At 45.2% G+C, this 26,737-nt stretch carries 22 protein-coding genes and 1 pseudogene; 16 read left to right on the forward strand and 7 right to left on the reverse strand.

The annotated features are described in order from the left end of the window. Nucleotides 1–2 precede the first annotated feature (2 nt). Nucleotides 3–1,364 (forward strand): TRAP transporter large permease, encoded by a 1,362-nt coding sequence (locus AC3CH3_RS04580; protein WP_017060625.1) that lies wholly within the window; start codon nt 3–5, stop codon nt 1,362–1,364. Nucleotides 1,365–1,409: 45 nt separating this feature from the next. Here AC3CH3_RS04580 and AC3CH3_RS04585 read toward each other — a convergent pair whose 3' ends face one another. From AC3CH3_RS04585 to AC3CH3_RS04595, 3 genes are all read right to left on the reverse strand, one after another. Next, nucleotides 1,410–1,583 carry a hypothetical protein gene (locus AC3CH3_RS04585; protein WP_488537826.1) on the reverse strand — a complete coding sequence of 58 codons (174 nt, stop codon included), beginning with the start codon at nt 1,581–1,583 and terminating at the stop codon, nt 1,410–1,412. Between the two features lie 79 nt (nt 1,584–1,662). Beyond that, nucleotides 1,663–3,012: a sigma-54-dependent transcriptional regulator gene (locus tag AC3CH3_RS04590; protein ID WP_488537827.1), complete on the reverse strand. Its 1,350-nt coding sequence runs from the start codon at nt 3,010–3,012 to the stop codon at nt 1,663–1,665. A gap of 10 nt (nt 3,013–3,022) precedes the next feature. After that, nucleotides 3,023–4,861 carry a sensor histidine kinase gene (locus AC3CH3_RS04595; protein WP_488537828.1) on the reverse strand — a complete coding sequence of 613 codons (1,839 nt, stop codon included), beginning with the start codon at nt 4,859–4,861 and terminating at the stop codon, nt 3,023–3,025. A gap of 163 nt (nt 4,862–5,024) precedes the next feature. Between AC3CH3_RS04595 and AC3CH3_RS04600 the strand changes: the two are divergent. From AC3CH3_RS04600 to AC3CH3_RS04635, 8 genes and pseudogenes are all read left to right on the forward strand, one after another. Then, nucleotides 5,025–5,207, forward strand: a pseudogene (locus AC3CH3_RS04600) (hypothetical protein); the annotation flags it as partial. Between the two features lie 294 nt (nt 5,208–5,501). Beyond that, nucleotides 5,502–6,800: a trigger factor gene (tig, locus tag AC3CH3_RS04605; protein WP_017106221.1), complete on the forward strand. Its 1,299-nt coding sequence runs from the start codon at nt 5,502–5,504 to the stop codon at nt 6,798–6,800. Between the two features lie 105 nt (nt 6,801–6,905). Continuing rightward, nucleotides 6,906–7,532 carry an ATP-dependent Clp endopeptidase proteolytic subunit ClpP gene (gene clpP / locus AC3CH3_RS04610; RefSeq protein WP_004736080.1) on the forward strand — a complete coding sequence of 209 codons (627 nt, stop codon included), beginning with the start codon at nt 6,906–6,908 and terminating at the stop codon, nt 7,530–7,532. Between the two features lie 81 nt (nt 7,533–7,613). After that, nucleotides 7,614–8,894, forward strand: a complete 1,281-nt coding sequence (gene clpX, locus AC3CH3_RS04615) for an ATP-dependent protease ATP-binding subunit ClpX (RefSeq protein ID WP_009847283.1) — start codon at nt 7,614–7,616, stop codon at nt 8,892–8,894. Nucleotides 8,895–9,026: 132 nt separating this feature from the next. Further along, on the forward strand, nt 9,027–11,378 hold the full coding sequence (gene lon / locus AC3CH3_RS04620; protein ID WP_019824784.1) for an endopeptidase La: 2,352 nt from the start codon (nt 9,027–9,029) through the stop codon (nt 11,376–11,378). A gap of 190 nt (nt 11,379–11,568) precedes the next feature. After that, nucleotides 11,569–11,841, forward strand: coding sequence for an HU family DNA-binding protein (locus tag AC3CH3_RS04625; RefSeq protein WP_004736083.1), 273 nt, complete (start codon nt 11,569–11,571; stop codon nt 11,839–11,841). Between the two features lie 218 nt (nt 11,842–12,059). Further along, nucleotides 12,060–13,925 carry a peptidylprolyl isomerase gene (gene ppiD, locus AC3CH3_RS04630; RefSeq protein WP_488537829.1) on the forward strand — a complete coding sequence of 622 codons (1,866 nt, stop codon included), beginning with the start codon at nt 12,060–12,062 and terminating at the stop codon, nt 13,923–13,925. Nucleotides 13,926–14,150: 225 nt separating this feature from the next. After that, the gene (locus tag AC3CH3_RS04635) at nt 14,151–14,450 is read left to right on the forward strand and encodes a ComEA family DNA-binding protein (protein WP_488537830.1); all 300 of its coding nucleotides are present in this window, start codon (nt 14,151–14,153) and stop codon (nt 14,448–14,450) included. On the opposite strand, the gene rrtA is transcribed toward AC3CH3_RS04635, so the two are convergent. Next, nucleotides 14,441–14,989, reverse strand: a complete 549-nt coding sequence (gene rrtA, locus AC3CH3_RS04640) for a rhombosortase (RefSeq protein WP_488537831.1) — start codon at nt 14,987–14,989, stop codon at nt 14,441–14,443. The genes AC3CH3_RS04635 and rrtA overlap by 10 nt on opposite strands. Nucleotides 14,990–14,998: 9 nt before the next feature. On the opposite strand from rrtA, the gene AC3CH3_RS04645 reads away from it, so the two are divergent. Beyond that, on the forward strand, nt 14,999–15,598 hold the full coding sequence (locus AC3CH3_RS04645) for a tRNA-uridine aminocarboxypropyltransferase (protein ID WP_488537832.1): 600 nt from the start codon (nt 14,999–15,001) through the stop codon (nt 15,596–15,598). A gap of 32 nt (nt 15,599–15,630) precedes the next feature. Here the strand turns inward: AC3CH3_RS04645 and AC3CH3_RS04650 are convergent, their stop codons facing one another. The 3 genes from AC3CH3_RS04650 to AC3CH3_RS04660 all read right to left on the reverse strand — a co-directional run bounded on the left by AC3CH3_RS04650 (nt 15,631) and on the right by AC3CH3_RS04660 (nt 19,015). Continuing rightward, the gene (locus AC3CH3_RS04650; RefSeq protein WP_488537833.1) at nt 15,631–16,974 is read right to left on the reverse strand and encodes an anti-phage deoxyguanosine triphosphatase; all 1,344 of its coding nucleotides are present in this window, start codon (nt 16,972–16,974) and stop codon (nt 15,631–15,633) included. Between the two features lie 55 nt (nt 16,975–17,029). After that, on the reverse strand, nt 17,030–17,614 hold the full coding sequence (gene yfbR / locus AC3CH3_RS04655; protein ID WP_019824771.1) for a 5'-deoxynucleotidase: 585 nt from the start codon (nt 17,612–17,614) through the stop codon (nt 17,030–17,032). 168 nt (nt 17,615–17,782) lie between these two features. Continuing rightward, on the reverse strand, nt 17,783–19,015 hold the full coding sequence (locus AC3CH3_RS04660; protein WP_488537834.1) for a pyridoxal phosphate-dependent aminotransferase: 1,233 nt from the start codon (nt 19,013–19,015) through the stop codon (nt 17,783–17,785). Between the two features lie 296 nt (nt 19,016–19,311). On the opposite strand from AC3CH3_RS04660, the gene AC3CH3_RS04665 reads away from it, so the two are divergent. From AC3CH3_RS04665 to menE, 6 genes are all read left to right on the forward strand, one after another. Further along, complete coding sequence (locus AC3CH3_RS04665; RefSeq protein ID WP_488537835.1) at nt 19,312–20,619, forward strand: isochorismate synthase; 1,308 nt, start codon at nt 19,312–19,314, stop codon at nt 20,617–20,619. Then, nucleotides 20,616–22,340 (forward strand): 2-succinyl-5-enolpyruvyl-6-hydroxy-3-cyclohexene-1-carboxylic-acid synthase, encoded by a 1,725-nt coding sequence (gene menD / locus AC3CH3_RS04670; RefSeq protein ID WP_486016459.1) that lies wholly within the window; start codon nt 20,616–20,618, stop codon nt 22,338–22,340. The genes AC3CH3_RS04665 and menD overlap by 4 nt, the downstream gene beginning before the upstream one ends. Nucleotides 22,341–22,349: 9 nt before the next feature. Further along, nucleotides 22,350–23,150, forward strand: a complete 801-nt coding sequence (menH, locus tag AC3CH3_RS04675) for a 2-succinyl-6-hydroxy-2,4-cyclohexadiene-1-carboxylate synthase (RefSeq protein ID WP_146491723.1) — start codon at nt 22,350–22,352, stop codon at nt 23,148–23,150. Between the two features lie 102 nt (nt 23,151–23,252). Beyond that, nucleotides 23,253–24,119, forward strand: a complete 867-nt coding sequence (gene menB, locus AC3CH3_RS04680) for a 1,4-dihydroxy-2-naphthoyl-CoA synthase (RefSeq protein ID WP_017060170.1) — start codon at nt 23,253–23,255, stop codon at nt 24,117–24,119. A gap of 75 nt (nt 24,120–24,194) precedes the next feature. Beyond that, nucleotides 24,195–25,202, forward strand: a complete 1,008-nt coding sequence (menC, locus tag AC3CH3_RS04685) for an o-succinylbenzoate synthase (protein ID WP_146491724.1) — start codon at nt 24,195–24,197, stop codon at nt 25,200–25,202. Nucleotides 25,203–25,254: 52 nt separating this feature from the next. Beyond that, nucleotides 25,255–26,685 (forward strand): o-succinylbenzoate--CoA ligase, encoded by a 1,431-nt coding sequence (menE, locus tag AC3CH3_RS04690; protein ID WP_146491725.1) that lies wholly within the window; start codon nt 25,255–25,257, stop codon nt 26,683–26,685. The last annotated feature ends 52 nt before the right edge of the window (nt 26,686–26,737 follow it).

Raw genomic sequence — 26,737 nt, forward strand, 5'->3', positions numbered from 1 at the left:
TCATGGCAATGTTATTTCTATTTTTAATGGTAATTGCTTTCATGTTGGTCGGTGTACCAATTGCGATTTCCCTTGGTTTATCGAGCGTCATATTCTTGTTGATGCACTCTGATGCGTCACTAGCCTCGGTTGCACAAACGCTGTTTAATGCATTTGCAGGCCACTACACACTCTTAGCGATTCCTTTCTTTATCTTGGCCTCTAGTTTCATGTCTACAGGTGGCGTAGCGAAACGTATTATCCGTTTTGCTATCGCGATGGTGGGTTGGTTCCGCGGTGGCTTGGCGATGGCGTCTGTTGTGGCATGTATGATGTTCGCAGCCCTTTCTGGTTCATCGCCTGCAACGGTAGTGGCGATCGGTAGTATCGTTATCGCAGGTATGATCAAAAACGGTTATTCAAAAGAGTTCGCGGCAGGGGTTATCTGTAACGCAGGTACCTTGGGGATCTTGATTCCACCGTCAATCGTGATGGTGGTATACGCAGCGGCGACCGATGTATCGGTAGGTCGTATGTTCTTAGGTGGCGTGATTCCTGGCCTGTTGGCGGGTGTGATGTTGATGATTGCTATCTACATTGCAGCACGTATTAAGAAGATTCCGGCACAGCCATTCGTGGGTTGGGGCGAGATGTTCGCAGCCGCAAAAGATGCGAGCTGGGGTTTGCTGCTGATTGTCATCATTTTAGGTGGTATCTACGGCGGTATCTTTACTCCGACAGAAGCTGCGGCAGTGGCTGCGGTGTATGCCTTCTTTATCGCCAACTTTATTTATAAAGATATGGGGCCGTTTGCGGACAAGAACAATACAAAGCCTGCTTTGGTGAAAGTGTTCCAAACTTTCTTCCATAAAGATACTAAAGACACGCTTTACGATGCAGGTAAGCTGACGATTATGCTGCTGTTTATCATTGCCAACGCTCTGATTCTTAAGCATGTACTGACCGAAGAACGCATTCCTCAGATGATCACTGAGTCTATGCTTTCTGCGGGCTTAGGGCCGATCACCTTCTTGATTGTAGTGAACGTTTTACTCTTGATTGGTGGTCAGTTCATGGAGCCATCAGGCTTGCTGATCATCGTTGCGCCATTGGTATTCCCAATCGCTATTGCACTCGGTATCGATCCAATTCACCTAGGTATCATGATGGTAGTGAACATGGAGATAGGGATGATAACGCCGCCTGTCGGGCTCAATTTGTTTGTGACCGCAGGTGTTGCCAAGATGTCGATGATGAACGTCGTGAAAGCTGCACTGCCGTGGGTAGGCGTGATGTTCTTATTCCTGATTATCGTCACTTACGTGCCTTGGGTATCAACATGGTTACCGACGACATTGATGGGACCGGAAATCATAACCAAGTAGTTATTTGGTGACATGGAATTTAACCCATAAGAAATGAGGAGGTCACTAGACCTCCTCATCTATATTTCTGCCACGATTTGAATGAGGGTTTATTTGCTCATACAGAGCGCGTTTTGCCTCTATTTCTGGCGTGTGTAGATCGACATGATTATCAGTATAAAAAATACCATCTATCTCGAAAGTATCGGTAATCGATGGCACTTTTGTTTTCTCACCCATAACGACTTCCTTATTATATTTATTGCATAACATCACTGTTAGTGAAATAAGTATAGGTGATCTTGCTCCCAAATCTAATTTAGTTTGGTTCTACCTTATAAGATTCTTTCGTGAGCTGGTGTTTTTGCATCTTATCGTAGAGGGTTTTCCTCGGTAATTGCAGCCTCTCCATGGTCTCTTTTATGCTGCCATTGCATTCAATAAGTGCCTGCTTCAACGTGTTTTTTTCAAAGTCAGATACCAATTCTGCCAAAGACAGCTCTTGAGTAGTTTCAGTGGCGCTGTCTGATAAGTGAGAAAGCTTACCTAAAAGTACAAAACGCTCTGCAGTATTACGTAATTCTCGAACATTTCCCGGCCAATCATGAGCCAAAAGTGCGTGCAGCTCCTTTTGTGGAAGGGCTGGGGCTGTCTTGCCATAACGCGCCGCTGCGACTAGTAAGAAGTGATGGAAGAGTGCTGGGATATCTTCTTGTCGGCTTCTTAACGGCGGTAAATCTAAGGTCACAACATTGAGTCGATAATAGAGATCTTGGCGGAAAGTGCCTTCTTCAGCGGCTTTCTTTAGGTCGACTTTAGTTGCCGCAATCACTCGAATATCGAGAGGGACTAAGCCATTAGACCCAACCCTTTCGATGACGCGTTCTTGCAAGACGCGCAACAGGCGAATTTGTGCCTGCATTGGCATTGATTCTATCTCATCTAAGAATAGGGTTCCGCCTTGAGCAAATTCAAATTTACCGACACGTTTGCTTTCTGCGCCAGTGAACGCACCTTTTTCATGGCCATACAGCTCACTCTCAATTAGGTTTTCAGGGACCGCTCCACAGTTGACCGCGACGAAGTTTTGTTCCCGCCTGCTGCTTTGTTCATGCAGAGAGCGTGCAACTAATTCTTTGCCGGTGCCTGTTTCGCCAAATAGCAATATGTCGGCATTGGTGTCGGCAACATGGGTAATGATAGAGCGCAGTTCAGTCATAGATTGTGTATCACCAATGATTCTAGGACCGAGCGCTTGGCTGGCTTTGAGTGAACGCTTTAATTCAAGGTTCTCTAGGGTGAGTTGACGTTTTTCTATCGCTCGTTTGGTGGTTTCGATGAGGCGTTCATTGGCGAACGGCTTTTCTATGAAGTCATAGGCACCATCTTGGATTGCTTGAACGGCCATCGAAATATCGCCGTGACCCGTAATCATAATCACGGGGATCTCTTTGTCTTTGTGCATCACGGTGTTGAGTAAGTCATGCCCTGAGATACCCGGTAAGCATATGTCAGTGATGATTACATGGGGTAAGCCGTTCTCTTGAATTGCGAGCAGTGCAGACTCCGCATCGGGAAAGAATTCGGCATCAATGTTTGCGAGCTCGAAGCTCTGCTCGATGGCCATTCTTAAATCGGATTCATCATCAATGAAATAGACGTGACACATAGTGATTCCTTTACTTCTTTGTCTTCTGGTTATCGCTGAGTTTTGCTTGATGTTCTTGTTCAACAAGGGGCAACTCAATGCTGAATCGAGCACCACCTTGAGGGCTGCTACCGGTAATTAGCTTGCCGTTAATTCCGCTGATTATTTGTTGAGAAATCGATAGCCCGAGTCCAAGTCCGTTCTTCTTGGTGGTATGGAAGGGTTCAAAAAAGTTTCCGCTCGAAGGGGAGGTGAAGCCGGGGCCATTGTCATCGACATGAATCAGCAAAGTCTTGGCTTGTTGATGGTCGGATTCCCTAATCTCTAACAGAATAGCTAATTGTTTGTCGTCCTGTTGTTCCATCGCCTGAATCGCGTTGGTGAGCAAATTAATGATCACTTGTTCCAGTTGAATGGCGTTTGCAAGCACGTAAGCATCAAAGGTTTCAGGGAGTTCGTTGACCTTAACTCGCTCGCTCTTGAGTTGTGGTTTCATCAGCTCTTTGGATGAATGTAAAACTGGGAGTATTTGCAAAGTGTGTAGCTCTTCCGCGGTGGATTTCTTTGCAAAAGAGCGAAGCTGGTGGCTGATCTTCGCCATGCGATCAGTGAGTGCCGAGATTCGCGATAGGTTGTCATCGACACGATCTGTCTTCTCTTTTGCAAGAAACAGTCGGCCGTTGTCAGCATAACTGCGAATTGCAGCGAGTGGGTTATTCAGCTCATGACTGATGCTCGCGGACATTTGACCTAGCACTGCCAGCTTGGCAGCTTGGATAAGCTCATCTTGTGTTTGTCTCAACATATGTTCGGTTTCGATGCGGTGCTTAATCTCGACATGTAACTCGGATGTTCGCTCAAGCACTTGAAATTCGAGCTTTTGCTTGGCCTCGGATTGCAGCCTATCGATCTGAGCGCGTCTTTGCTGTCGATGGTGATTGAGCTGCATCGTTAGATAAATGATCGCAAAGATAAGGCTCAGAACCACTAGGTAAGCAATCAAGTCCCACCAAACTAAGTGGGTTGGAGAAAATACCCGTATGGTGAGTTTTGGTTCGGCTAAAAAGCGCGAAGAGCTAAAGAACTGCTCTTGGACAAGTTTGTGTGGCGACTCAATACGACTGGTGGCACTGTCTAAATCACCAGAGAAGTGCAGGCTTTCTATTTTGGTATCGAGATACTGCCTGCTTTCCTGAATTCGAGTGTGTTGCGCTTCGCTTAGCGGCTGAAGGCTTTTGAAAAGCCATTCAGGGTTACTCGACATGAATACGATCTGGTCTTTATCGTCAGCAACAAAAAAACTCTGTTTGCCTTTCCAACTTGCTTCAATCAGCGATAAATCCATCTTTACGACAATGACGCCAATAATCTCGGCGGCATAGGAGACGGGGTAAGAATAATAATACCCTCGCTTTCCAGAGGTTGAACCTAGCGCAAAATATTGATTTTCATTACCAATAATTGCCTCTTGAAAGTAGGGGCGGAAAGCAAAATTACGACGAATAAAAGAACGCGGTTGATTCCAGTTACTGGCTGCAATGGTGGTGCCGATACTGTCTAGTAGGTAGGTGTCGGATGCTTGAATCACCGAGTTTACGTGCTCTAGATAACGATTGGTGAGTTCGATTTGCGCAGAGTTACTTGGAGAGTGCAGGGCATCGACCAGCTCTTTGTCTTTTGAAAGCAGCTCGGGAATGTGCGCGAACTTATCCAATTGGCTTGAAATATGAACCGAAAAGCGGTCCAGCTTAGATTGATGATCATTTAACAAACTTTCATGGCTTGTGCTCCACACCCAATGACCGCCAAACACCATCAGTAAACTGTATGTGGCCATTAATAGTATTGGGATTCTAAAAGCTTGAAACATGAAGGCTCTCCGCTAATTTCTTTGGTAAACAATCAAGCCTGTCTTCTCTCGTTTATGGTAGCAAATAGCGGTAGTTTTTGCTGAAAGCGGAGAGTGAACAGATGGGTGTAGGTTAAGGGTTTGTAACGAGGATTGTTGAAAAAGTTATCGACTCTGAGGGGTAAAACAAGAGCAAGATCTCTTTTTAAGGTTTTTAGCAAAAAAAGCCCTCGATTCCCTTGAAAAAGTCGCTATTGTCCCCATTTCTGTTGTGCTAAATGATGATTTGATCGTTTTTGTATCATTTAGTTGGACGAATTTAGAGCATTCATCATCAACCAGAGATGAACGGCTCGACAGAGATTAAACAGATCGCTAGAATGTCGCGTCTAAAATTTCTGTCCTGAGGCTAATCGGAGATACCTTTCTTGTTTCTGAAAACAAGCTTTATTGCGTTTTAATCGACGCGTGAAGAACGAAGATATCGCTGATTAGTCTGGTGTTTGGTTGAATAATCAATTCAGACATCAATGCTCGATTTTAAATTAGGTGTTCGGATAGAGCACTACACAAGGATGCAGCCAACAACGTCTGCTTTTGAATTAAAGCTAAGTTACGGCTCATATGCTCAGATTACTGAGCCAGTTTTGAGGTTTATATAATGCAAGTTACTGTTGAAACGCTAGAAGGCCTAGAGCGCCGTCTTAATATTACTGTTCCTGCTGCTAACATCGAAGATGCAGTTACAGCTGAACTACGCAACATCGCGAAAAACCGTCGTTTCGATGGTTTCCGTAAAGGCAAAGTGCCAATGAAGATGGTTGCTAAAATGTACGGCAAAGCAGTACGTCAAGACGTGATGGGCGAAGTAATGCAACGTCACTTCATCGAAGCGATCGTTAAAGAGAAAATCAACCCAGCTGGCGCACCAACTTTCGCACCAGTTGAAAACAACGAAGGCGCTGACCTAGTATTCAACGCAACTTTTGAAGTTTACCCAGAAGTTGAGCTGAAAGGTCTAGAAAACATCACTGTTGAGAAACCAGCAGTAGAAGTTAAAGAAGCTGACGTTGAAGAGATGATCGAAACTCTACGTAAGCAACAAGCAACTTGGACTGAAGTTGAAGCTGCTGCTGACGCTGGTTCTCGTGCAACTATCGACTTCGTTGGTTCTATCGACGGTGAAGAGTTTGAAGGCGGCAAAGCTGAGAACTTCCCACTAGAGATGGGCGCTGGTCGCATGATCCCTGGCTTCGAAGACGGTATCGTTGGTAAAACAGCAGGTATGGAATTCGAAATCGACGTAAACTTCCCAGAAGATTACCACGCTGAAAACCTAAAAGGTAAAGCAGCTAAGTTCTCTATCAAGCTGAACAAAGTTGAAGCTCGTGAACTTCCAGAGCTAAACGAAGAATTCGTTTCTAAGTTCGGCGCAGCTGACGGCGTTGAAGGTCTTAAAGCTGAAGTTCGTAAGAACATGGAGCGTGAGCTTAAGCAAGCTGTTAAGAACCGCATCAAAGAGCAAGCTATCGACGGTCTAGTTAACGAAAACAACATCGACGTACCTTCTGCTCTTATCGATCAAGAGATCGGTGTTCTACGTCAACAAGCTGCTCAACGTTTCGGTGGCAACACTGAAGCTGCTGACCAACTTCCACGTGAGCTGTTCGAAGAGCAAGCTAAACGTCGCGTAGTTGTAGGTCTTCTTCTTGGTGAAGTAATCAAGACTGAAGAGCTAAAAGCTGACGACGAGAAAGTTAAAGCTATCATCGAAGAGATGGCTACAGCATACGAAGATCCAACAGAAGTTATTGCTTACTACGAGCAAAACGAGCAAATGATGAACAACATGCGCAATGTTGCTCTAGAAGAGCAAGCTATTGATGCAATCATCGCTAAAGCTCAAGTTTCTGATAAAGAAGTTAGCTTCAACGAGCTAATGAATCAGCAACCTGCTTAATATAGTAATATCTGACGTAGAAGGTTGACGTACGGTCAACAATTCTGCTAACAATGGTCCGTATGATTTAATCATTCGGGCCATTTATTTTAGGGACATAAGAATATGAGCTACCAAGAAAAAAATACAATGCCATCGATTATGGACGCACTAGTTCCTATGGTGGTTGAACAGACTTCCCGTGGTGAACGTTCTTACGATATTTATTCTCGTCTATTAAAAGAACGTATCATTTTCTTAACAGGTCAAGTGGAAGACCACATGGCAAATCTTGTCGTGGCTCAACTGCTTTTCTTGGAATCAGAAAACCCAGACAAAGATATCTATCTTTACATCAACTCACCTGGCGGTAGCGTAACAGCAGGTATGTCTATCTACGACACAATGCAGTTCATCAAGCCAAACGTGAGCACAGTATGTATGGGTCAAGCTTGCTCTATGGGTGCATTCTTACTAGCGGGTGGTACTCCTGGTAAGCGTCACGTGCTTCCAAACTCACGTGTAATGATTCACCAGCCACTTGGCGGCTTCCAAGGCCAAGCGTCTGATATTCAAATTCACGCGCAAGAGATCCTAACGATCAAACAAAAGCTAAACAAACTATTGGCTGAGCACACTGGTCAGCCTTTAGAAGTTGTTGAGCGCGATACAGATCGTGATAACTTCATGTCTGCTGATCAAGCAGTAGAATACGGCTTAGTGGATTCAGTTCTTAATCACCGCGGTCAATAATTGCAGGGCAATTGTTTAACGCAAAGTGATTCAAATTGATATACACTCAAGCATAGAGAGTTAAGGCTAAGAGGTTAGCGAATGACAGATAAAAGCAAAGAGGGTGGTAGCGGTAAACTGCTTTACTGCTCTTTCTGTGGCAAAAGCCAACACGAAGTTCGCAAGTTAATCGCAGGTCCTTCTGTTTACATTTGTGATGAATGTGTCGATCTTTGTAACGACATTATTCGTGAAGAAATTAAAGATGTTCTTCCTAAGAAAGAATCGGAATCGCTGCCAACGCCGCGTGAGATTCGTGAGCATCTTGACGACTATGTAATCGGTCAAGAATACGCGAAGAAAGTGCTAGCAGTTGCAGTTTATAACCACTACAAGCGTTTACGTAATGGTGATACGACGGCTGAAGGCGTAGAGCTAGGTAAGAGTAACATTCTTCTTATCGGTCCTACTGGTAGTGGTAAAACACTACTGGCTGAAACATTGGCTCGTTTCCTAGACGTTCCTTTCACAATGGCAGACGCAACAACACTAACCGAAGCAGGTTACGTGGGCGAAGATGTTGAAAACATCATCCAGAAGTTGCTTCAGAAGTGTGATTACGACGTAGCGAAAGCGGAACGCGGCATTGTTTACATCGATGAAATCGACAAGATTTCTCGTAAAGCTGAAAACCCATCCATCACGCGTGACGTGTCTGGTGAAGGTGTACAGCAAGCTCTACTAAAACTTGTTGAAGGTACAGTTGCTTCAGTTCCACCTCAAGGTGGTCGTAAGCATCCACAGCAAGAGTTCTTGCAAGTGGACACGTCTAAGATCCTATTTATCTGTGGTGGTGCGTTTGCAGGCCTAGATAAAGTGATTGAACAGCGTGTAGAAACAGGTTCAGGTATCGGCTTTGGCGCAGAAGTGCGTTCAAAAGACGAAACCAAAACTATCGGTGAATTGTTCACTCAAGTAGAACCTGAAGATCTAGTGAAATATGGTCTGATTCCAGAATTCATTGGTCGTCTACCTGTGACAACTACACTGACAGAGCTTGATGAAGAAGCGCTAATCCAAATCCTATGTGAGCCAAAGAATGCACTGACAAAACAGTACGCAGCATTATTTGAGCTTGAGGATACAGAGCTAGAATTCCGTGAAGACGCCTTACGCGCAATTGCTAAGAAAGCAATGAACCGTAAAACAGGTGCTCGTGGTCTACGCTCTATTTTGGAGGGTGTTCTACTAGAAACTATGTATGAACTGCCATCTTCAACTGATGTAAGCAAGGTTGTGATTGATGAGTCGGTAATTAATGGTGAGTCAGAACCACTGTTGATTTACAGCAACTCAGACAACCAAGCAGCTGTTGCAGAGTAGGTCTTTTTTAGACAAGTCACTCAAATTGAAAAAGGAGGTAAGCAATTACCTCCTTTTTTTTATTCTTCCATTGAATCCAGTCGTTTAAGCCCCATATACTGCTTTATAAGTTAAAGCGGAAGAGAGAAATATATGAACTTGGAACGTTCCGAGCGTATCGAAATCCCCGTGCTACCTCTACGTGATGTAGTGGTTTACCCACACATGGTTATTCCATTGTTTGTCGGTCGTGAAAAATCGATTACATGCCTTGAATCGGCAATGGAAGCTAACAAACAAGTACTACTTGTAGCGCAGAAAGAAGCGGACACTGATGAGCCTTCAATCGACGACCTATTTAACGTAGGTACAGTCGCTACTATTCTTCAGTTACTAAAGCTCCCTGATGGTACGGTTAAAGTACTTGTTGAAGGTCAGCAGCGTGCAAAAATTCACCAATTCAAAGAAAGTGAATTCTTCCTAGCGGATGCCGAATACGTTGTTACCTCAGAACTTGACGAAAAAGAACAAGAAGTGGTTGTTCGTAGTGCGATCAATCAATTCGAAGGCTTTATTAAGCTGAACAAAAAGATTCCACCAGAGGTTCTAACGTCTCTGAACGGTATTGATGAGGCAGCTCGCCTTGCTGATACCATTGCTGCGCACATGCCACTTAAGTTGGTAGACAAGCAGCACGTTCTAGAAATCTTAGATGTAACTGAACGTCTGGAATTCTTGATGGGCCAAATGGAGTCAGAAATTGACATCCTGCAAGTTGAAAAACGCATCCGTGGCCGCGTTAAGAAGCAGATGGAAAAATCTCAGCGTGAGTACTACCTGAATGAGCAAATGAAAGCGATTCAGAAAGAACTTGGCGAGATGGACGACGCACCTGATGAATTCGAGACTCTGAAGAAGAAGATCGAAGATTCTAAGATGCCTCAAGAAGCTCGTGAGAAAACTGAGCAAGAACTGCAAAAACTGAAAATGATGTCGCCAATGTCTGCTGAAGCAACAGTAGTACGTAGCTACATTGATTGGATGGTTGGCGTTCCTTGGGCTAAGCGTTCAAAAGTTAAAAAGAATTTAGCGAAAGCGGAAGAGATCTTAAACGAAGATCACTACGGCTTAGAGCGTGTTAAAGAACGTATTCTTGAGTACTTGGCAGTACAAAACCGTATCAACAAGCTAAAAGGCCCAATCCTTTGTCTTGTAGGTCCTCCTGGTGTAGGTAAAACCTCACTAGGTCGTTCGATTGCTGCGGCAACGGGTCGTAAGTACACACGTATGGCACTAGGTGGCGTTCGTGATGAAGCTGAGATTCGTGGTCACCGTCGTACGTACATCGGTTCACTTCCGGGTAAATTAATCCAGAAGATGTCTAAAGTTGGCGTTAAGAACCCACTGTTTCTATTAGATGAAATCGATAAGATGTCTTCTGATATGCGTGGCGACCCATCTTCAGCGCTTCTAGAAGTTCTAGACCCTGAGCAAAACAATGCATTCAACGATCACTATCTAGAAGTCGATTACGATCTGTCTGATGTGATGTTCGTGGCAACGTCTAACTCAATGGACATTCCTGGCCCACTGCTGGACCGTATGGAAGTGATTCGCCTGTCTGGTTACACAGAAGATGAAAAGCTGAACATTGCTAAGAGCCACCTATTGGACAAGCAAGTTCAACGCAACGGTCTTAAGCCTCATGAGATTGAGATCGAAGACTCTGCAATCATCGGCATCATTCGTTACTACACGCGTGAAGCGGGTGTACGTAGCCTAGAGCGTGAAATCTCTAAGATCTGTCGTAAAGCAGTGAAGAACATCTTGCTAGACAGCGACCTTAAGTCTGTAACGGTTAACATTGATAACCTGAAAGAGTACTTAGGCGTTCAACGTCATGACTTCGGTAAAGCAGATGAAAGCAACCGTATTGGTCAAGTAACTGGTTTAGCTTGGACTCAAGTCGGTGGTGATCTACTGACTATCGAAACTGAAGCTATGCCGGGTAAAGGTAAGCTAACGCAAACCGGTTCACTTGGCGATGTGATGAAAGAATCGATCCAAGCGGCAATGACTGTGGTTCGTTCTCGTGCAGAAAAACTGGGTATTAACTCAGATTTCTACGAAAAGCGCGATATTCACGTTCACGTACCAGAAGGTGCAACACCGAAAGATGGCCCGAGTGCGGGTATCGCAATGTGTACTGCACTAGTGTCTAGCTTGACGGGTAACCCTGTTAAAGCTGAGGTCGGTATGACAGGTGAAATTACCCTTCGTGGTGAAGTTTTACCTATCGGTGGCTTGAAAGAAAAACTGCTTGCAGCACACCGTGGCGGCATTAAAACTGTACTGATTCCGAAAGACAATGAGCGTGATTTGGAAGAGATTCCAGACAACGTAATCGCTGACTTGAAGGTGATCCCGGTTCAGTGGATTGATGAAGTACTCAAAGTCGCGCTAGAACGAGATCCGTCAGGGGTCGAGTTTGACGTGAAGAAATAGTGATGCATAGCAAAAATAAGTAAAGAATTACGCTGATAGGCTCGAAAAGGCTTGTCAGCGTTTTTTTTGGACGCTAAGTTATTGATCAAAGCGGCAGCCCTTTTGCAATAAGGCTTGCGGCTAAATTAAAACCAAAATGGAACGTACAGTCATCGAGAAGTAGTCACAGATGACACATAGGGGAAAAACAGTGAATAAAACACAACTAGTAGAATCAATCGCAGAAAACGCAGACATCTCTAAAGCTTCAGCTGGCCGCGCTCTAGACGCATTCATCGAAGCAGTTGGCACAACGCTACAATCAGGCGACCAAGTTGCACTTGTTGGCTTTGGTACTTTCAGTGTTCGTACTCGTGCTGCTCGTACAGGTCGTAACCCAAAAACTGGTGAAGAGATCCAAATCGCAGAAGCTAAAGTACCTGGCTTCAAAGCGGGTAAAGCACTTAAAGACGCATGTAACTAATTTTCACTGCTGAAACCTCCATTTAAGAGGGGAAGGCAGTAAAATGCGTTTACTGTTTGAAAAATGATGTTTCATTCTCAGACAGTATGTGGACAAAGCACATTGAACTTATTTAAATTATGCGCATCCTACTGATGCGCATTTCTTTTTCTGATAATATCGCGTGAATAGATTTTTATTTTGAAGCCAATGCTTCATATCCGGAGAGCACTTAAATTATGATGGATCGATTACGCGAAGGCGTGAATAGCATCGCGGTAAAAATTATCCTTGGGTTGATTATCCTGTCATTCGTATTCGCAGGTGTAGGCAGCTACATCACCGGTGGCGGTAACAACGCAGCAGCTAAAGTTGGCAACACAGAAATTGCTCGTGGTGAGTTCGAACAGGCTTACCAAAACGAACGTAATCGCATGCAGTCTCAACTAGGCGATTACTTTGCTCAAATGCTTGCAGACCCTGCATACGTAGAGTCTTTCCGTAAATCAGTTCTTGATCGCATGATCAACGATGTACTGCTTGAGCAGCAAGCTGAGTCTCTAGGCCTACGAATCAGTGATTCTCAAATCCGTACCATGATTCTAGAAATGCCTCAGTTCCAAACGGCTGGTCAATTCGACCAAGAAGTTTACCAAGCAGCACTACGTCGTGCAGGTTTCAGCGCAGAAAGTTTCGCTGAATACATGCGTCGTGATCTAATGCGCAACCAGCTTGTTACTGCTCTACAAGGCAGCGAATTCGTTCTTCAAGGTGAGATCGATACGCAAAGCAAGCTTATTGCTCAAACTCGTGACATTCGCACAGTGACTCTTTCTGTTGCTGACTTAGCGAAAGACATCGAGCTAACTGACGAACAGATCGAACAGTACTACACTGAGAACCCAGCAGCTTACACTCGTCCAGAGCAAGCTAAGGTGTCTTACATCGAGCTTTCTGCTGAAGCACTTAAGTCTCAGCTTGAAGTTAGTGATGAAGAAGCTCAGAAATACTATCAAGAGCACCTAGACAAGTACTCAACTGAAGAGCAACGTAAAGTTAGCCACATCCTAGTTCAAGGCGATGACGAAGCGAAAGCTCAGTCAATCCTAGACGAGCTAAATGCAGGCGCTGATTTTGCTACGCTAGCGGAAGAGAAATCTGACGACTTCGGTAGTGCAGACGTTGGCGGTGACTTGGGTTGGATTGAACGTGATGTTATGGACCCAGCATTCGAAGACGCGGCTTTCGCTCTTGAGAATATTGGCGATACGACTGGCCTAGTTAAATCTGATTTCGGCTACCACATCATCAAGCTAGACGAACTAAAAGCGTCTCAAGCTCAGCCTTACTCAGAAGTAGCGGCAGAGATCAAGCAAGAACTACTAGACCAGCACGCTGTAGACCAGTTCTACGAGCAGCAAACTGAGTTAGAAAAAGTAGCGTTTGAATTCCCAGATTCTCTAGATGATTCTGCAGAAGCTATCAACGCTAAGATCACAACGACAGATTTCACCTCTCAAGTTGACGCTCCAGAAGTTCTGATGACGCCTGCAGTTATGCAGGCAATCTTGAGCCCTGAAGTGAAAGAAGATGGTCTGAACTCGGAAGTTATCGAAGTTGCACCTGAGCACGTAATTGTTGTTCGTGTAGAAGAGACTCGTGATGAGACAGTTCTTCCTCTAGCTGAAGTGAAAGCTCAAGTTGTCGCTGCGCTGTCTGCTGTACAAGCAGAGCAACAAGCGGTTGAGCTAGGTGTTTCTCTAGTGAATGAACTTGAGCAAGGCAATGAAGCAGTACTAGCGGACAACAACCTTGAGTTCACTGAACTTGAAACGATTGACCGTAACTCGCCATTAGCGGCATCTGTATTCGCTCTAGCGAAACCAGAAGCAGGTCAAGCTGTGTTCGGTCAATCTAAAGACCAAGACGGTAACATCGTTGTTGTTGAGCTTTCTAAAGTAACGGCTGAGATCAACCCAGCTTACAGCACTCAAATTGGTGCACAGTTGGAGCGAGTTGGTAACCAGCAAGACTTGACTAACGTATTAAACGTACTGCGTAAAAACGCAGACGTTGAATACTACGTAGTGGGTCAAGGTCAGTAAGCGTTTGATTTCCTCAGTAGCAAGCTCAAGTTAGAGCTTACTACTGGGAATCAACACATGATTGTTAGGCTCTAATTCAGATTTGTGAGCCAACAAACAAGCTGATGAAAATAAGATGTATAACGAAGCGGGTCACTTAGGTGACCCGCTTTATTTTTGTCTGGTGATTGTGTTATCTAGTGCGGTAAATGCATAAGTTACGTTTTTTGTTCAAAGGAACGGTTTATGCGCACGATATATTCAACACTACTTCTTTCATTTCTGATGGCCCTGAGCTCCCCAGCGTTTTCTGATAGCCCAACTAAAGCTGAGCTTTACGATGGCATTGAGATTACGGTAAACATCAATACTGCGACGGCAGAAGAACTCTCAGCGCTATTAGTTGGTGTTGGGGAGAAGAAAGCCCAAGAGATCGTCGATTACAGAGATCAAAACGGTGCGTTTACGACTGCTGATGATTTGGTGAGTGTGAAAGGGATAGGTGAAGCGACGGTTGAAAAGAACCGCGAAAGAATTCAACTTTGATCCGTTTTTCTACTTGTTAGAAATGAAGCGATAGATATGAAGCCTCCAGCCAATGTACCTGCTAGGTGGGCTTCAATCGCGACACGAGCATTAATCAGTTCGCCAGTCGTGCTAGAAGGGCCAACAAGCTGCTCGCAAGCTATTTTAGCTGTTAACCCCAACACTAGAAGCCAGCTTGACTTCCTGCCGCTCAGCGCTTCATTGAGAGCGAATAAGCCAAACAACCCATGTAATGTCCCAGATAACCCCACATAGATATGAATGTTCGTCAGCAACAACGCCAGTCCAGTGATTAGGCTAATGAAAAGCAAAGCAACAACAAGCTGTTTTTTACTCGGTTGAAACAGGTAGTTGATGATCCACAAGCCTGCTAGATTCATCAGAAGATGCGAGTAGTTGGTATGTGAAAAGTTTCCTGTTAGGATTCGCCACCATTGCCCCTCGGCAATCGCATTGCTATCCCAAACGACCCAAGCTTGTATTGGCTCAAATTGGAATAAGACGCATAAAAGTGAAGTGAAAATTAAAACAGGGTACACATTAAATCCATGTCTCGTTATTGCCCCCAATGCAGCAAGGCTTTGAAAGCTTGTATTTGTCAGTGGGTTACACCACTCGAATCGAATGTTGAGCTTATCATTCTTCAGCACCCATCAGAAGAGCATCGCCCGATGGGAACAGCGCGTATTCTCTCGTTATCTCTAAATAACAGCGTGACGCTTGTTGGTGAAGACTTTTCAGAGAATGAACAACTCAACGCATTGTTGTGCGATGAACAGTACCAACATGTGATTTTATACCCAAGCGAAAATTCTGTTTCAGTTGAGTCGGCGACATGTCCTAATAAGAAGCTGCGTGTGATTTTATTGGATGGCACGTGGAAAAAGGCCTTCAAGATGTGGCAAGTATCGAGTAACTTGCATGCATTGAACACGGTTCACTTGCCGAAAGATCTCAAGGGTAATTACCGAATTCGCAAAGCACCCAGTGAAAACAGCCTTTCAACCGTTGAAGCTGGCTATCATTTGCTTAGCTTGTTAGAGGATGACGTCGATTTTAGCCCTTTGCTAACGGCATTTGACCAAATGATTCAGTTTCAAATCAATCAAATGCCGCCGGGCGTGTTTGAGAAAAACTACTTAGATTAAGATTAAGCCGTTTCACTAGCACGAGTCAGAAATTAAAACTCAGTATGAGCCGAGAACAATTGCTGATGCATTTTCTGCGCAAGATCATCGGTCATTGATGAGATGTAGTCGGCTATCACGCGCATCTTTCTCGATTCATCGTCATGCTGTAGCCATTGCTTCTTGATGGGCAGTGGCAACAAACGTTCAGGATCAGCGCTGAATGCTTCAAACATATCCATGATGATCTGTTGGCCTTTGTATTCGATGACCTGAACTTGTGGCACTTGAATAACGAACTCGCTGACAAAGTGTTTCAGCTTATCGAGCGTGCCATCCATGTTCGGTTCAAGTACGGCATTATAAGCCAAAAGCACATTCTCAAAGTTAGCATCCATGCGCTTAATCGAGATACTGGTTAACAGTGCGTTGACTATCCCACCAATCGCATCCTTTCGACGATACTGTTCACCAGAGAACAGCATTTCTGTAATAGAATCTAGGTGTTCACAAATCCATGGGTCGGCTATCTCTTTCAGTTGAGGGTAAGCCGATTCGACCCACTGAGCTTTGGTCACAGAGCCAAGTACAATCGCATCTTCTAAATCATGCACGCCATACGCGATGTCATCAGCCAACTCCATAATCGAACAATCTAGCGACTTATATTTGGTCTTGTTGTGCTCAAGTGGCTCGGTGTGTGTTTTTCTTTTCTGTTTTAGAAGCTGTTGGTCGCTGCTTGAAAGCGGCTCCAGTACCCAGTTAAACAACTCTTCATCATGATCGTAGATGCCTTTTGCTGGCATCCAATCTTTAGCTCGGAGCTGTCGTTGATGCTTAACGGGCTCAGACTGCAATTTGGCTTGAACCTCACTCAGCAGAGAAGGGTACTTAATCAGACCTAACAAAGTGCGTCGAGATAGGTTCATCCCGTGATGCTCAGTGTAGGGTTCTAGCTGTGTGACAATGCGAAACGTTTGAGCGTTGCCCTCAAAGCCGCCGTGGTCGCGCATCATGTAGTTGAGTGCGACTTCACCGCCATGTCCATAGGGAGGATGACCGATGTCGTGAGCTAAACACAGTGAATCAATCAAGCTGTCTGAGGGTAATAGCTCTCGAAATTCGGGCTGCTTTTTCTTCAGTTGAGCGACGATACCGGTGCTAAGCTGAGCGGCCTCAAGAGAGTGAGTAAGGCGCGTTCGGTGAAAGTCGTTGACCGTGGTGCCATGGATCTGGGTTTTCGCTTGTAAGCGGCGGAAGGCAGCAGAGTGAAGCACGCGTGCACGGTCACGCTGATACGGGCTGCGATGATCATCACGTCTTATTTTGTGTTCATCGTCATTTCGATGCTGCCATTCTTGTTCGAGTACAAAGGTTGGTTCGAGTTGAGAATTCAAAATAGCACCTATCAAATTGATTTTATTTAGCTAATTAAAAACAACTTATACCCAGCTAGCTTATCTCGTCTAGTGATAATTCGAAGCTCGGCGCAAATGTGGTGAGAAAATAGTCCATTTCAGGGCTTTTGCGTTGTTCGAGTGTTTCTTCTAATCGGCGCTTGGCTTGCTCGTATTCATGGTTGCCCGCACTGAGCTCTTCCAAGCATTTCAAATAAGCACAGATAGTATCTGCTTGCTTGACGATGCTTTGCTCTTCTTTACTCGCAGTACCAGATATTAAGAAGGGGGCGAAGTCGTCTCGGAACTCTTCTGGCAACATCGAAAGCAGTCTTTGTTCTGCTGCGGCTTCTATCTTCTTATACTCTTGTGCAATGTCTGGATTGTAGTATTTAACCGGCGTTGGTAGATCTCCAGTCAGTACCTCACTGGTGTCATGGTACATACCAAGCAGGGCTATGTGCTCTGGATTGAGTTTGCCATCAAATTTCTTGTTTTTGATAAGTGCCAAGGCATGGGCGACGAAAGCAACCTGTAGGCTATGCTCTGAAATGTTTTCGCTTGAGATTGAACGCATGAGAGGCCAACGCTGGATAAGCTTCATGCGTGCTAGATGGGCAAAGAAATGGCTTTGTTTCATAATCGTCCTTTCTAAACTGTGCTCCACTCGCAATAGTTTTCTCACAAATAGTGCGAGACAGCGGGTACAAAAAGGCTCCTAAACAGGAGCCTCTTAAGCATAGAAGCGAATGAATACAAATTAAAGTCTTTTAAAACAGCAAATTGTAGCCATCTTTCTTTGTGCTCATTAACCTTCGATGAGGTTGTCTTGACTGTAGGTCTGTAAGAAGCGCTCTAGACGACCAATCGCGATTTCTAGATCTTCGATGTGCGGCAGAGTCACGATGCGGAAGTGATCCGGTTTCGGCCAGTTGAAGCCAGTACCTTGAACCAATAACACCTTCTCTTGCTTAAGGAAGTCGAGTACAAACTTCTGATCGTCTTTGATGTTGTACATCTTGGTGTCGATTTTAGGGAACAGGTACATTGCGCCTTTCGGTTTCACACAAGAAACGCCAGGGATCTTGTTGATCAGTTCCCATGCACGGTCGCGCTGTTCAAGCAGGCGGCCGCCAGGCAGGATCAGTTCATTGATACTTTGATAGCCACCTAGTGCCGTTTGGATAGCGTGCTGCATTGGTACGTTGGCGCACAAACGCATTGAGGCCAGCATTTCTAGCCCTTCAACGTAGCCTTTTGCTAGGTGTTTAGGGCCTGTTAAGAACATCCAACCACCACGGAAACCACATACGCGATAAGCTTTAGATAGGCCGTTGAACGTGACCATTAGTACGTCTTCAGCAAGCGTTGCCACTGAAGTGTGTACCGCACCGTCGTACAGTACTTTGTCGTAGATTTCATCGGCGAAGATGATCAAACCGTGCTCACGAGCAATCTCAACCACTTGCAGCAGGAAATCACGGCTGTATACCGCGCCCGTTGGGTTGTTCGGGTTGATAAGAACGATGCCGCGCGTCTTTGGTGAGATCTTCGCACGCATGTCATCTAGATCTGGATACCAATCAGCATCTTCATCACACATGTAGTGAACCGGTGTACCACCAGAAAGCGCAACAGACGCTGTCCATAGTGGGTAGTCCGGAGCGGGAACTAAGATTTCATCACCATTATCCAGTAGCGCCTGCATAGACATAACGATAAGCTCTGATGCGCCGTTACCAATGTAAACGTCTTCTACATCAAGATTACGTAGGCCTTTTTTCTGGTAGTGCTGAACAACCGCTTTACGGGCTGAATAGATGCCTTTTGAGTCGCAGTAACCTTGAGATGTCGGTAGGTTACGGATTACGTCAACAAGGATTTCATCAGGGGCGTCAAAACCAAATGGGGCGGGGTTACCAATATTAAGCTTCAGTATTTTATGCCCTTCTTCTTCCATGCGCTTAGCATGTTTGAGTACAGGCCCCCTGATTTCGTAGCATACGCTGTTGAGTTTTGACGACATCCCGATATTTTGCATTGCCGATTTCCTGAAATTAATTTAAATACTTTATTAAAGTACCGCAAAATGGCGTTTGATAGAATAAAAATCTGATGAATGTCGCATTTCAGTGTCACGTTTAGCCTTTTTGTTGTCACTCTTTTCTAAATTTTAATTAATAGCTTTGTTGGTTATTGGCTAAGATGAATAAAGGGGCGGGATCGCTTAAAATCACAGGAATGTTGAAAAGATATAGTACATTCTTGATCTAAGTGGGTACTGCCCATAAAGTATCAAACTAATATAATAATAATTTAGATGTGAACGAGGTCGATTTGTCACATTTCCAACAAACTATCTCCGCTTTGATTGAGCGAGTACAAAATGCCCAAGCAAGTGAAGTTCGTTGTGTTGAAGTTCTAACGCAAAAACCATCGTTTGCATTTATTGAATGGCTTCATGCTCAACCGCTCTTTCCTAAGTTCTACTGGCAGTCACGCGACACTCGTGAAGAGGTGGTTGCGCTCGGACAGTTACATACGTTTTCAGATCCTGCACCCGCTTACGCGATTCTTGGTGAAGACCAACGAATCTGGGGTGGACGCTCGTTTGACGGGCACACCGCAAAGAACCGTCGTTGCATGGAGTCGTTTTTCTTCCTTCCTCAGGTTGAATTGATCCGCTTTGACAATATTTGGTCGCTGGCAGTTAACTTGTCCCCTGATCGCGTCTCTTCTATTAATGCTCTGAATAAGCTTTCTGTGGAAGCGGCGATACTGGCTCCCTTGTCTGCTCATATTGAACAGATTAACCACGTTCCAGAAAGAGAACAGTGGGGCGGTTTGGTCGAGAAGGTACTCAAAGGCATCAGTGACGAAGAATATAAGAAAGTGGTTTTAGCGCGTAAAACCACGCTGCAACTTGATGCGCCTATATGTGCGGCTCAACTACTTAAAGCGAGTTATCTGCAAAATCACCACAGCTTCCACTTTATGTTGGTACTGGATTCAAAACACAGCTTTATTGGTTCGACGCCTGAGCGCTTATATAGCCGACATGGCACTGAGCTCGATACAGAAGCACTGGCTGGGACCATTGGTCGTGGCGAGAACGCGACCGAAGATATGGAGCTAGCAAACTGGCTTTCACAAGACAGCAAAAACCTCAACGAGAACCAGTATGTGGTCGACGACATCATTGAGCGTCTCACTCCTCATTCTCAAACGGTCCATGTTGAAAAGGATGCCCGTCTAGTGCGCTTGCGTAAGGTGCAGCATTTGAAGCGCAATATCCATGCTCAGCTTAATAATGGTGTTAATGGTGTGCAGTTACTTGCTGCATTACAGCCAACTGCTGCTGTAGCGGGTTTGCCGCGTAAAGAAGCGATGGATTTTATTCTTGAACACGAACCGTTTGCCCGAGGTTGGTATGCAGGTTCTGTGGGCTATATCAGCCATCAGCGAGCGGAATTCTGCGTAGCGATTCGAAGCGCCTTGATTGTAAATGATCAAGTACAGCTGTTTGCTGGCGCGGGGATCGTGCCGGGATCGGTTGCCGAACATGAGTGGCAAGAATTGAACAAGAAGATGTCTACTTTACTCAGCCTAATTTCTGATCACCCACCGCTGGGTGTGGCGTCATGATTCACGACCAAGCCGTATTAAATAGAGTTTGGTGTCACACGTTACTAGAAGAGTTAGCCCGCAGTGGTGTTGAACATGTTTGCATCGCGCCAGGCTCTCGCTCAACACCGTTAACTCTCGAAGCTGAAGCCAACCCCAAGTTAACCTTACACACGCACTTTGATGAGCGTGGTCTTGGATTTTTAGCTTTAGGCTTAGCAAAAGCAAGTGATAAACCAGTTGCGGTGATTGTGACATCAGGAACCGCTGTTGCGAATTTGCTTCCTGCGACGGCTGAATCTGGTTTGACACGAGAGAAACTGATCCTACTGACTTCTGATCGACCAATCGATTTAGTGGATTGCGGCGCTAACCAAGCGATTCAGCAACAGGGCATCTTTTCGTCCCATGTTGAAACGGCGCTAAACCTTCCAAGTCCAACCACGCAAGTGCCTTTGAACTGGCTACTGACATCAGTTGATAGCGCACTCGCTAAGCAACGTAGTGTCGGCGGAGCCATTCACATCAATTGTCCGTTCCCTGAGCCACTCTATTCAGCCAACAGCGCTGATATGTATGCTGACTACACTAACAGTGTCGCAAGGTGGATCTCGTCAACAAGCCCGTATTCTAATACTTGTTTACCCAATCATTTGACTGTACAGCCATTAGCGCCGGGCGATTATCTAGCGCGTAAAGGTGCGGTGATTATTGGTTCGATTGATAAAAAAGCGGCGACAAAAGCGCAGCAGTTTGCTTCTGCTTTGGGTTGGCCGATTTTCTGTGATCCTCAATCGGGCGTGAACAGTGATTGGAAGCATTATGATCTGTGGTTACAGAGTGACTCCGTTAAACAGCAACTCAACCAGTGTGATTTCATTCTTCAGTTTGGTGAGCGTATTGTTTCTAAGCGATTAAACCAATGGGTTAAGTCACAAGCGGCTTTGTTCGATAGCACTCAATATGTTGTCGTTTCACCTGATGCGCACCGTATAAACCAAGACCATCTGCCGCAAACTCATATTGTTGCTAATATCGAGTTATGGATCACCGATCAACACCTGCCAACTTTGTTAGGTAAATATTCGGGTTGGGCGACGCCATTAATCAAGGTTGCAAATACCGTTCAGCAACTCGCACTCGCACAAATATCCAATAATGACCAACTGACAGAGTTGAGTGTTGCAGTTGACTTGTCGTCTAGACTTAAAGACAGAGAGTTGTTTGTGGGAAACAGCTTGATGGTAAGGCTGGTGGATATGCTGTCGTCAATATCTGCGAATCAAGTTTACAGTAATCGTGGTGCATCGGGCATTGATGGCTTGGTGGCAACGGCTGCGGGTGTAGTGAAAGTTAACCAGAACCCTCTGTTGATGTTGATTGGTGATACTTCTCTGCTTTACGACCTCAACTCACTGGCTTTGCTGACTCATAATTTAACGCCGATGGTTATTGTTGTGACTAACAATGATGGTGGTGCGATCTTTGATTTGTTGCCGGTACCTGAGCAACAGAAACAGTCACTTTATCAAATGCCTCATGGTTTCAGTTTTGAATATGCTGCTGCGCAATTCCAGCTTGGATACGCTGCGCCAGAAACCTTGAACGGCTACCAAACCATTATCGAACAACATTTCGAACAGGGTCAGGGTACCTTGCTCGTGGAAGTTAAGACACCTCCCGAACAAGCGTCTACTTTGCTGAAACAATTCAGCTCAATGCTCACCGAGGCATTAGCCTAAGGACTTTACATGCTTTACTCCAATTATTACCCAGCTGTACAAGATTCTTCTGACAAACCTTTGCTTGTTTTTTTACATGGTTTACTCGGAAGCGGGGATGATTGGAGTGCATGTCATCCATTCCTCGAGGACTTTCCTCTCCTTTGCATAGATTTACCCGGACATGGACAAAGTCGCTTTATCGATCCAGTAGGGTTTGATCATTGCTGCAAGAAAATTGTCCAGTGCATCACATCTCAACTGGCGCTCAACGATCTTCCTGCCGATTACCCTATCGTAGTGATTGGGTACTCTATGGGCGGAAGGCTTGCAATGTATGGGGTGACAAGCCCTTGCTTTGAGACGCTCAATCTAGAGAAAGTCATCATTGAAGGTGGCAACTTTGGCTTGGAATGTGATGAAGAAAGAGCACAAAGGTTAGTACATGATACGCAGTGGGCTGTTCGCTTTGCACAGCAGTCGATTGAAGATGTTTTAGACGATTGGTATCAACAAAGCGTCTTTTCTTCACTAAATCATGAGCAAAGACAAACTTTGGTCATAAAGCGTAGTGGTAACCTTGGTGTATCCGTAGCAAATATGTTGTTATCTACTTCGTTAGCTAAGCAACCGGATTTACGTGCCACATTGAAATCTCATGAGCATTTATTGCATTATGTATGTGGAAAAAAAGATCGTAAATTCATGGAGCTAGCTGAGAATAGTGGCTTTGAATATAGTCAGGTGGATTACGCGGGTCATAATGTTCATTTTGAGCAACCCGAGCTGTTTTCTAACCTGATAATCCAATGTATCGCCAGTCGTCGTTAATCTGACTGAGCGGTTCTCTCGTATCAAGCACTATCAAAAGCAGAGCAACACCGTCACGACTACTCGTTAGTCGTGGTCTCTAATAGAACAATGGGAATCACCATGGCTAAAACAGTAGGCATCACAGAAGAAGAACTTTACGCGGCAGTTAACTGGAGCGATGAAAGCAGTCAATATGAAGATATTCAGTACCACAAGTCTGACGATGGTATTGCGAAAATCACGATTGCGCGTCCTCAAGTCCACAATGCGTTTCGTCCACAAACCGTAAAAGAGATGATTAATGCACTGGCTGACGCTCGTTACGACGAGAAAGTAGGCGTGATCATTTTGACGGGTCTTGGTGAGAAGGCATTCTGTTCTGGTGGTGACCAAAGTATTCGTGGTGACTACGGCGGCTATCAAGATGACTCAGGTACACACCACCTGAACGTACTTGATTTCCAACGTCAAATTCGTACTTGTCCAAAACCAGTTATCGCAGCGGTCTCGGGTTGGGCAGTAGGCGGCGGTCATGTACTTCACATGATGGCAGATCTTACTATTGCAGCTGAAAACGCCCAGTTCGGTCAGACGGGTCCTAAAGTGGGTTCATTCGATGGCGGTTGGGGTGCTTCTTACATGGCTCGCATTGTTGGCCAGAAGAAAGCGCGCGAAATCTGGTTCCTATGTCGTTTCTACGATGCTCAAGAAGCATTGGATATGGGCCTAGTGAACACCGTTGTTCCTGTCGCTGACCTAGAAAAAGAAACCGTTCGTTGGTGTCGTGAAGTTCTTCAACATAGCCCAATGGCACTGCGTTGCCTGAAAGCTGCACTGAACGCAGACTGTGACGGTCAAGCTGGTCTACAAGAGTTGGCTGGTAACGCAACCATGATGTTCTACATGACAGAGGAAGGCCAAGAAGGCCGCAACGCATTTAACGAAAAACGTCGACCGGACTTCGACAAGTTCCCGCGTAATCCATAGTCTTTCTCCTCTTAAAAATGAGTCGCTAATAGCGGCTCGTTTTGTTTTGATGTTCCCCGTTTTTTAGGAAACTTTATGAACTCAGTGAATTCTCAGCGTCACGCTAAACTCTACCGTTATCAATTACCTATGGATAGTGGAGTGGTTCTTCGTGATAATAAGTTGAACGAACGTGTTGGCTATATCATCCAACTTGAGTGTGACGGTAAAACTGGTTTTGGCGAAGTTGCACCTCTGCCGGGCTTCAGTCAAGAAGATGCCGAACAAGCCGGTATTCAGCTCCAACATGAATTAGAGCTTTGGAGTCACAACAACCCTCAAACGCCTTTTAATGAGCTATATCCTTCTGTTGCCTTCGGTTTTTCGATGGCGATGATGGAATTACGAGGCGAACTCAACACTGAAGGTAACTACCAAGCGGCACCTTTGTGTACCGGAGATCCAGATGAACTGATTCCGGTGCTGAATGAGATGGAAGGTGAGAAAGTCGCGAAAGTGAAAGTCGGCCTGTATGAAGCGATTCGTGATGGCATGCTTGTTAGTTTATTTCTTGAATCGATTCCGGATTTGACTCTAAGGCTTGATGCCAACCGTGCGTGGAAGCCAGAAAAAGCGAAGCAGTTCATTAAGTACATTTCGCCGTCACTGCGTCAGCGTATTAGCTTTATTGAAGAACCTTGCCAAAAGCCAGAAGACAGCTTAGCTTTTGCTATTGACCACGGTGTGGCGATTGCTTGGGACGAAACTCTGCAAGAAGCGGTGCGTAACCCTGAATTTGATTTAAGCGACTTAACGGGTGTTAAGGCTGTGGTGATCAAGCCAACCTTGATTGGTTCAGTAGAGCGTTGTGTTGCAATCATTGAGCGTGCGGAGCAGCTTGGTATTAAGCCGGTTCTAAGCTCAAGTATTGAGTCTAGCCTTGGCTTAACTCAGATTGCGCGATTAGCACAGCAGTACTTGCCTAATGAAGTACCGGGACTTGATACGATTGGTTTGTATCAGCAACAGTTAGAAGTTTCATGGCCGGGTTGCCAGCTTCCTGTTGCTACTCTTGAACAGCAGCAACTGATTTGGTCTTCTTAGGCTGATCGTTCGATTGGCTTAGACCGTTTTCAACCTATAACTTGGTTATCTTATGATGCGCCCACAATCTAATCATCACCCGCTTTGGGTACAGTGGGCGCAGCAGAACCCACATCAAACAGCATTCGTTACTCCCAACTGCGCTTATACTTGGCTGCAAGTTGTGGCGTTAGTGAGTGATTACCAACAACAGCTATCAGAACAAGGCCTCTTGGAAGGCGACGTGTTGACCATTGTTGGTAGGAACCAAGCAGAAGTACTCCCCGTTTATCTAGCGGCACTGAACCTAGGCGTGCTTTGCGCGTTCACTATGCCTCAGCCATCACTTCGCTTAGTACAAAAGCTTGAATCGCTTTATAGGCCGTCGGCTAGGCGTTATCTATGGTTGTTAGAAAGTAGTGGTTTAAATCAATCAGACATTGCTGAACCAAACACTCAGTTACTTACATTGCCTTGCTTGAGTGACTTGAATGTTGATGACAAACCAGCAGCAACGTCAGAACTTTCTTATTTCAATCCTCAAAACCTCGCGAGTATCGTATTTACTTCGGGCTCTACCGGAAACCCGAAAGCGGTGGCTCACACACTTGAGCAGCACCTATGTTCTGCTGCCGGGTTATTGGATGTTTTCCAATTTAAAGGCAGTGATACGTGGCTGCTGAGTTTACCTATGTACCATGTATCTGGTCTGGCGGTTGTTCATCGTTGGCTCGTTGCTGGTGGCTGTATAAAAATAGGTTCTGGTAAGCTTGAATCAGACATTGAAGGTTGTAGCCATGCTTCGTTAGTTGCTACGCAACTGCATAGGTTATTAAAGGGTAAGCAAGCACTTACTTTAACTCATGTGCTTTTAGGTGGTAGTCATATTCCAGAAGCGCTAGGGCTTGAGGCTCAACAAATGGGTATCGAAACATGGCTTGGCTACGGCATGACAGAAGCGGCTTCAACCGTGACAGCTAAGCCCGTTGATGCCAAAAACACCGCCGGTTTTGTGCTGAATCATCGTCAATTGAAAATTGAAAACCAACGTATCTATATTGGAGGCAATACCCTCGCTTCTGGTTACTACTATCAAGGCACTTTAACTCCATTGGTGGATGATGATGGCTGGTTTGATAGTAAAGATCTTGGTCAATGGAATGGAGAGCAAGTGTCGATTATTGGCAGAGCCGACAATCAGTTTATTTCTGGCGGTGAGAATATTCACTGTGAAGAAATTGAGCGATCACTCAGTCAACTGCCTGAGGTTAAGCAAGCCTTTATCATACCCGTTGAAGACAGTGAATTTGGCTTTAGACCCGTTGCGATTGTTGACTGTGATGAAATGCCAACCAAAGAGTGGTTTGCAGAGCAACTACAAGGAAGCCTAGAGCGGTTTAAATGCCCGATCGAGTACTACCGCATGCCAGAGCAAGAACAACTAGGCATCAAGGTATCGAGAGCGGGATTAGCACAGTGGTTACAAGAGGTTCGCCCTAAATAAAACGAAGCGCAATACACGGTGACTAGTCGTAATTGCGCTTCAGGGGGTTGTG

The organism is Vibrio sp. QJM3NY_35 (assembly GCF_057785915.1).

Coding starts and splice junctions, on each gene's coding strand:
- AC3CH3_RS04580 (WP_017060625.1), top strand. CDS start 3: ATGGCAATGTTATTTCTATTTTTAATGGTAATTGCTTTCATGTTGGTC.
- AC3CH3_RS04585 (WP_488537826.1), bottom strand. CDS start 1,583: ATGGGTGAGAAAACAAAAGTGCCATCGATTACCGATACTTTCGAGATA.
- AC3CH3_RS04590 (WP_488537827.1), bottom strand. CDS start 3,012: ATGTGTCACGTCTATTTCATTGATGATGAATCCGATTTAAGAATGGCC.
- AC3CH3_RS04595 (WP_488537828.1), bottom strand. CDS start 4,861: ATGTTTCAAGCTTTTAGAATCCCAATACTATTAATGGCCACATACAGT.
- tig (WP_017106221.1), top strand. CDS start 5,502: ATGCAAGTTACTGTTGAAACGCTAGAAGGCCTAGAGCGCCGTCTTAAT.
- clpP (WP_004736080.1), top strand. CDS start 6,906: ATGAGCTACCAAGAAAAAAATACAATGCCATCGATTATGGACGCACTA.
- clpX (WP_009847283.1), top strand. CDS start 7,614: ATGACAGATAAAAGCAAAGAGGGTGGTAGCGGTAAACTGCTTTACTGC.
- lon (WP_019824784.1), top strand. CDS start 9,027: ATGAACTTGGAACGTTCCGAGCGTATCGAAATCCCCGTGCTACCTCTA.
- ppiD (WP_488537829.1), top strand. CDS start 12,060: ATGATGGATCGATTACGCGAAGGCGTGAATAGCATCGCGGTAAAAATT.
- AC3CH3_RS04635 (WP_488537830.1), top strand. CDS start 14,151: ATGCGCACGATATATTCAACACTACTTCTTTCATTTCTGATGGCCCTG.
- AC3CH3_RS04645 (WP_488537832.1), top strand. CDS start 14,999: ATGTCTCGTTATTGCCCCCAATGCAGCAAGGCTTTGAAAGCTTGTATT.
- yfbR (WP_019824771.1), bottom strand. CDS start 17,614: ATGAAACAAAGCCATTTCTTTGCCCATCTAGCACGCATGAAGCTTATC.
- AC3CH3_RS04660 (WP_488537834.1), bottom strand. CDS start 19,015: ATGCAAAATATCGGGATGTCGTCAAAACTCAACAGCGTATGCTACGAA.
- menD (WP_486016459.1), top strand. CDS start 20,616: ATGATTCACGACCAAGCCGTATTAAATAGAGTTTGGTGTCACACGTTA.
- menH (WP_146491723.1), top strand. CDS start 22,350: ATGCTTTACTCCAATTATTACCCAGCTGTACAAGATTCTTCTGACAAA.
- menB (WP_017060170.1), top strand. CDS start 23,253: ATGGCTAAAACAGTAGGCATCACAGAAGAAGAACTTTACGCGGCAGTT.
- menC (WP_146491724.1), top strand. CDS start 24,195: ATGAACTCAGTGAATTCTCAGCGTCACGCTAAACTCTACCGTTATCAA.
- menE (WP_146491725.1), top strand. CDS start 25,255: ATGATGCGCCCACAATCTAATCATCACCCGCTTTGGGTACAGTGGGCG.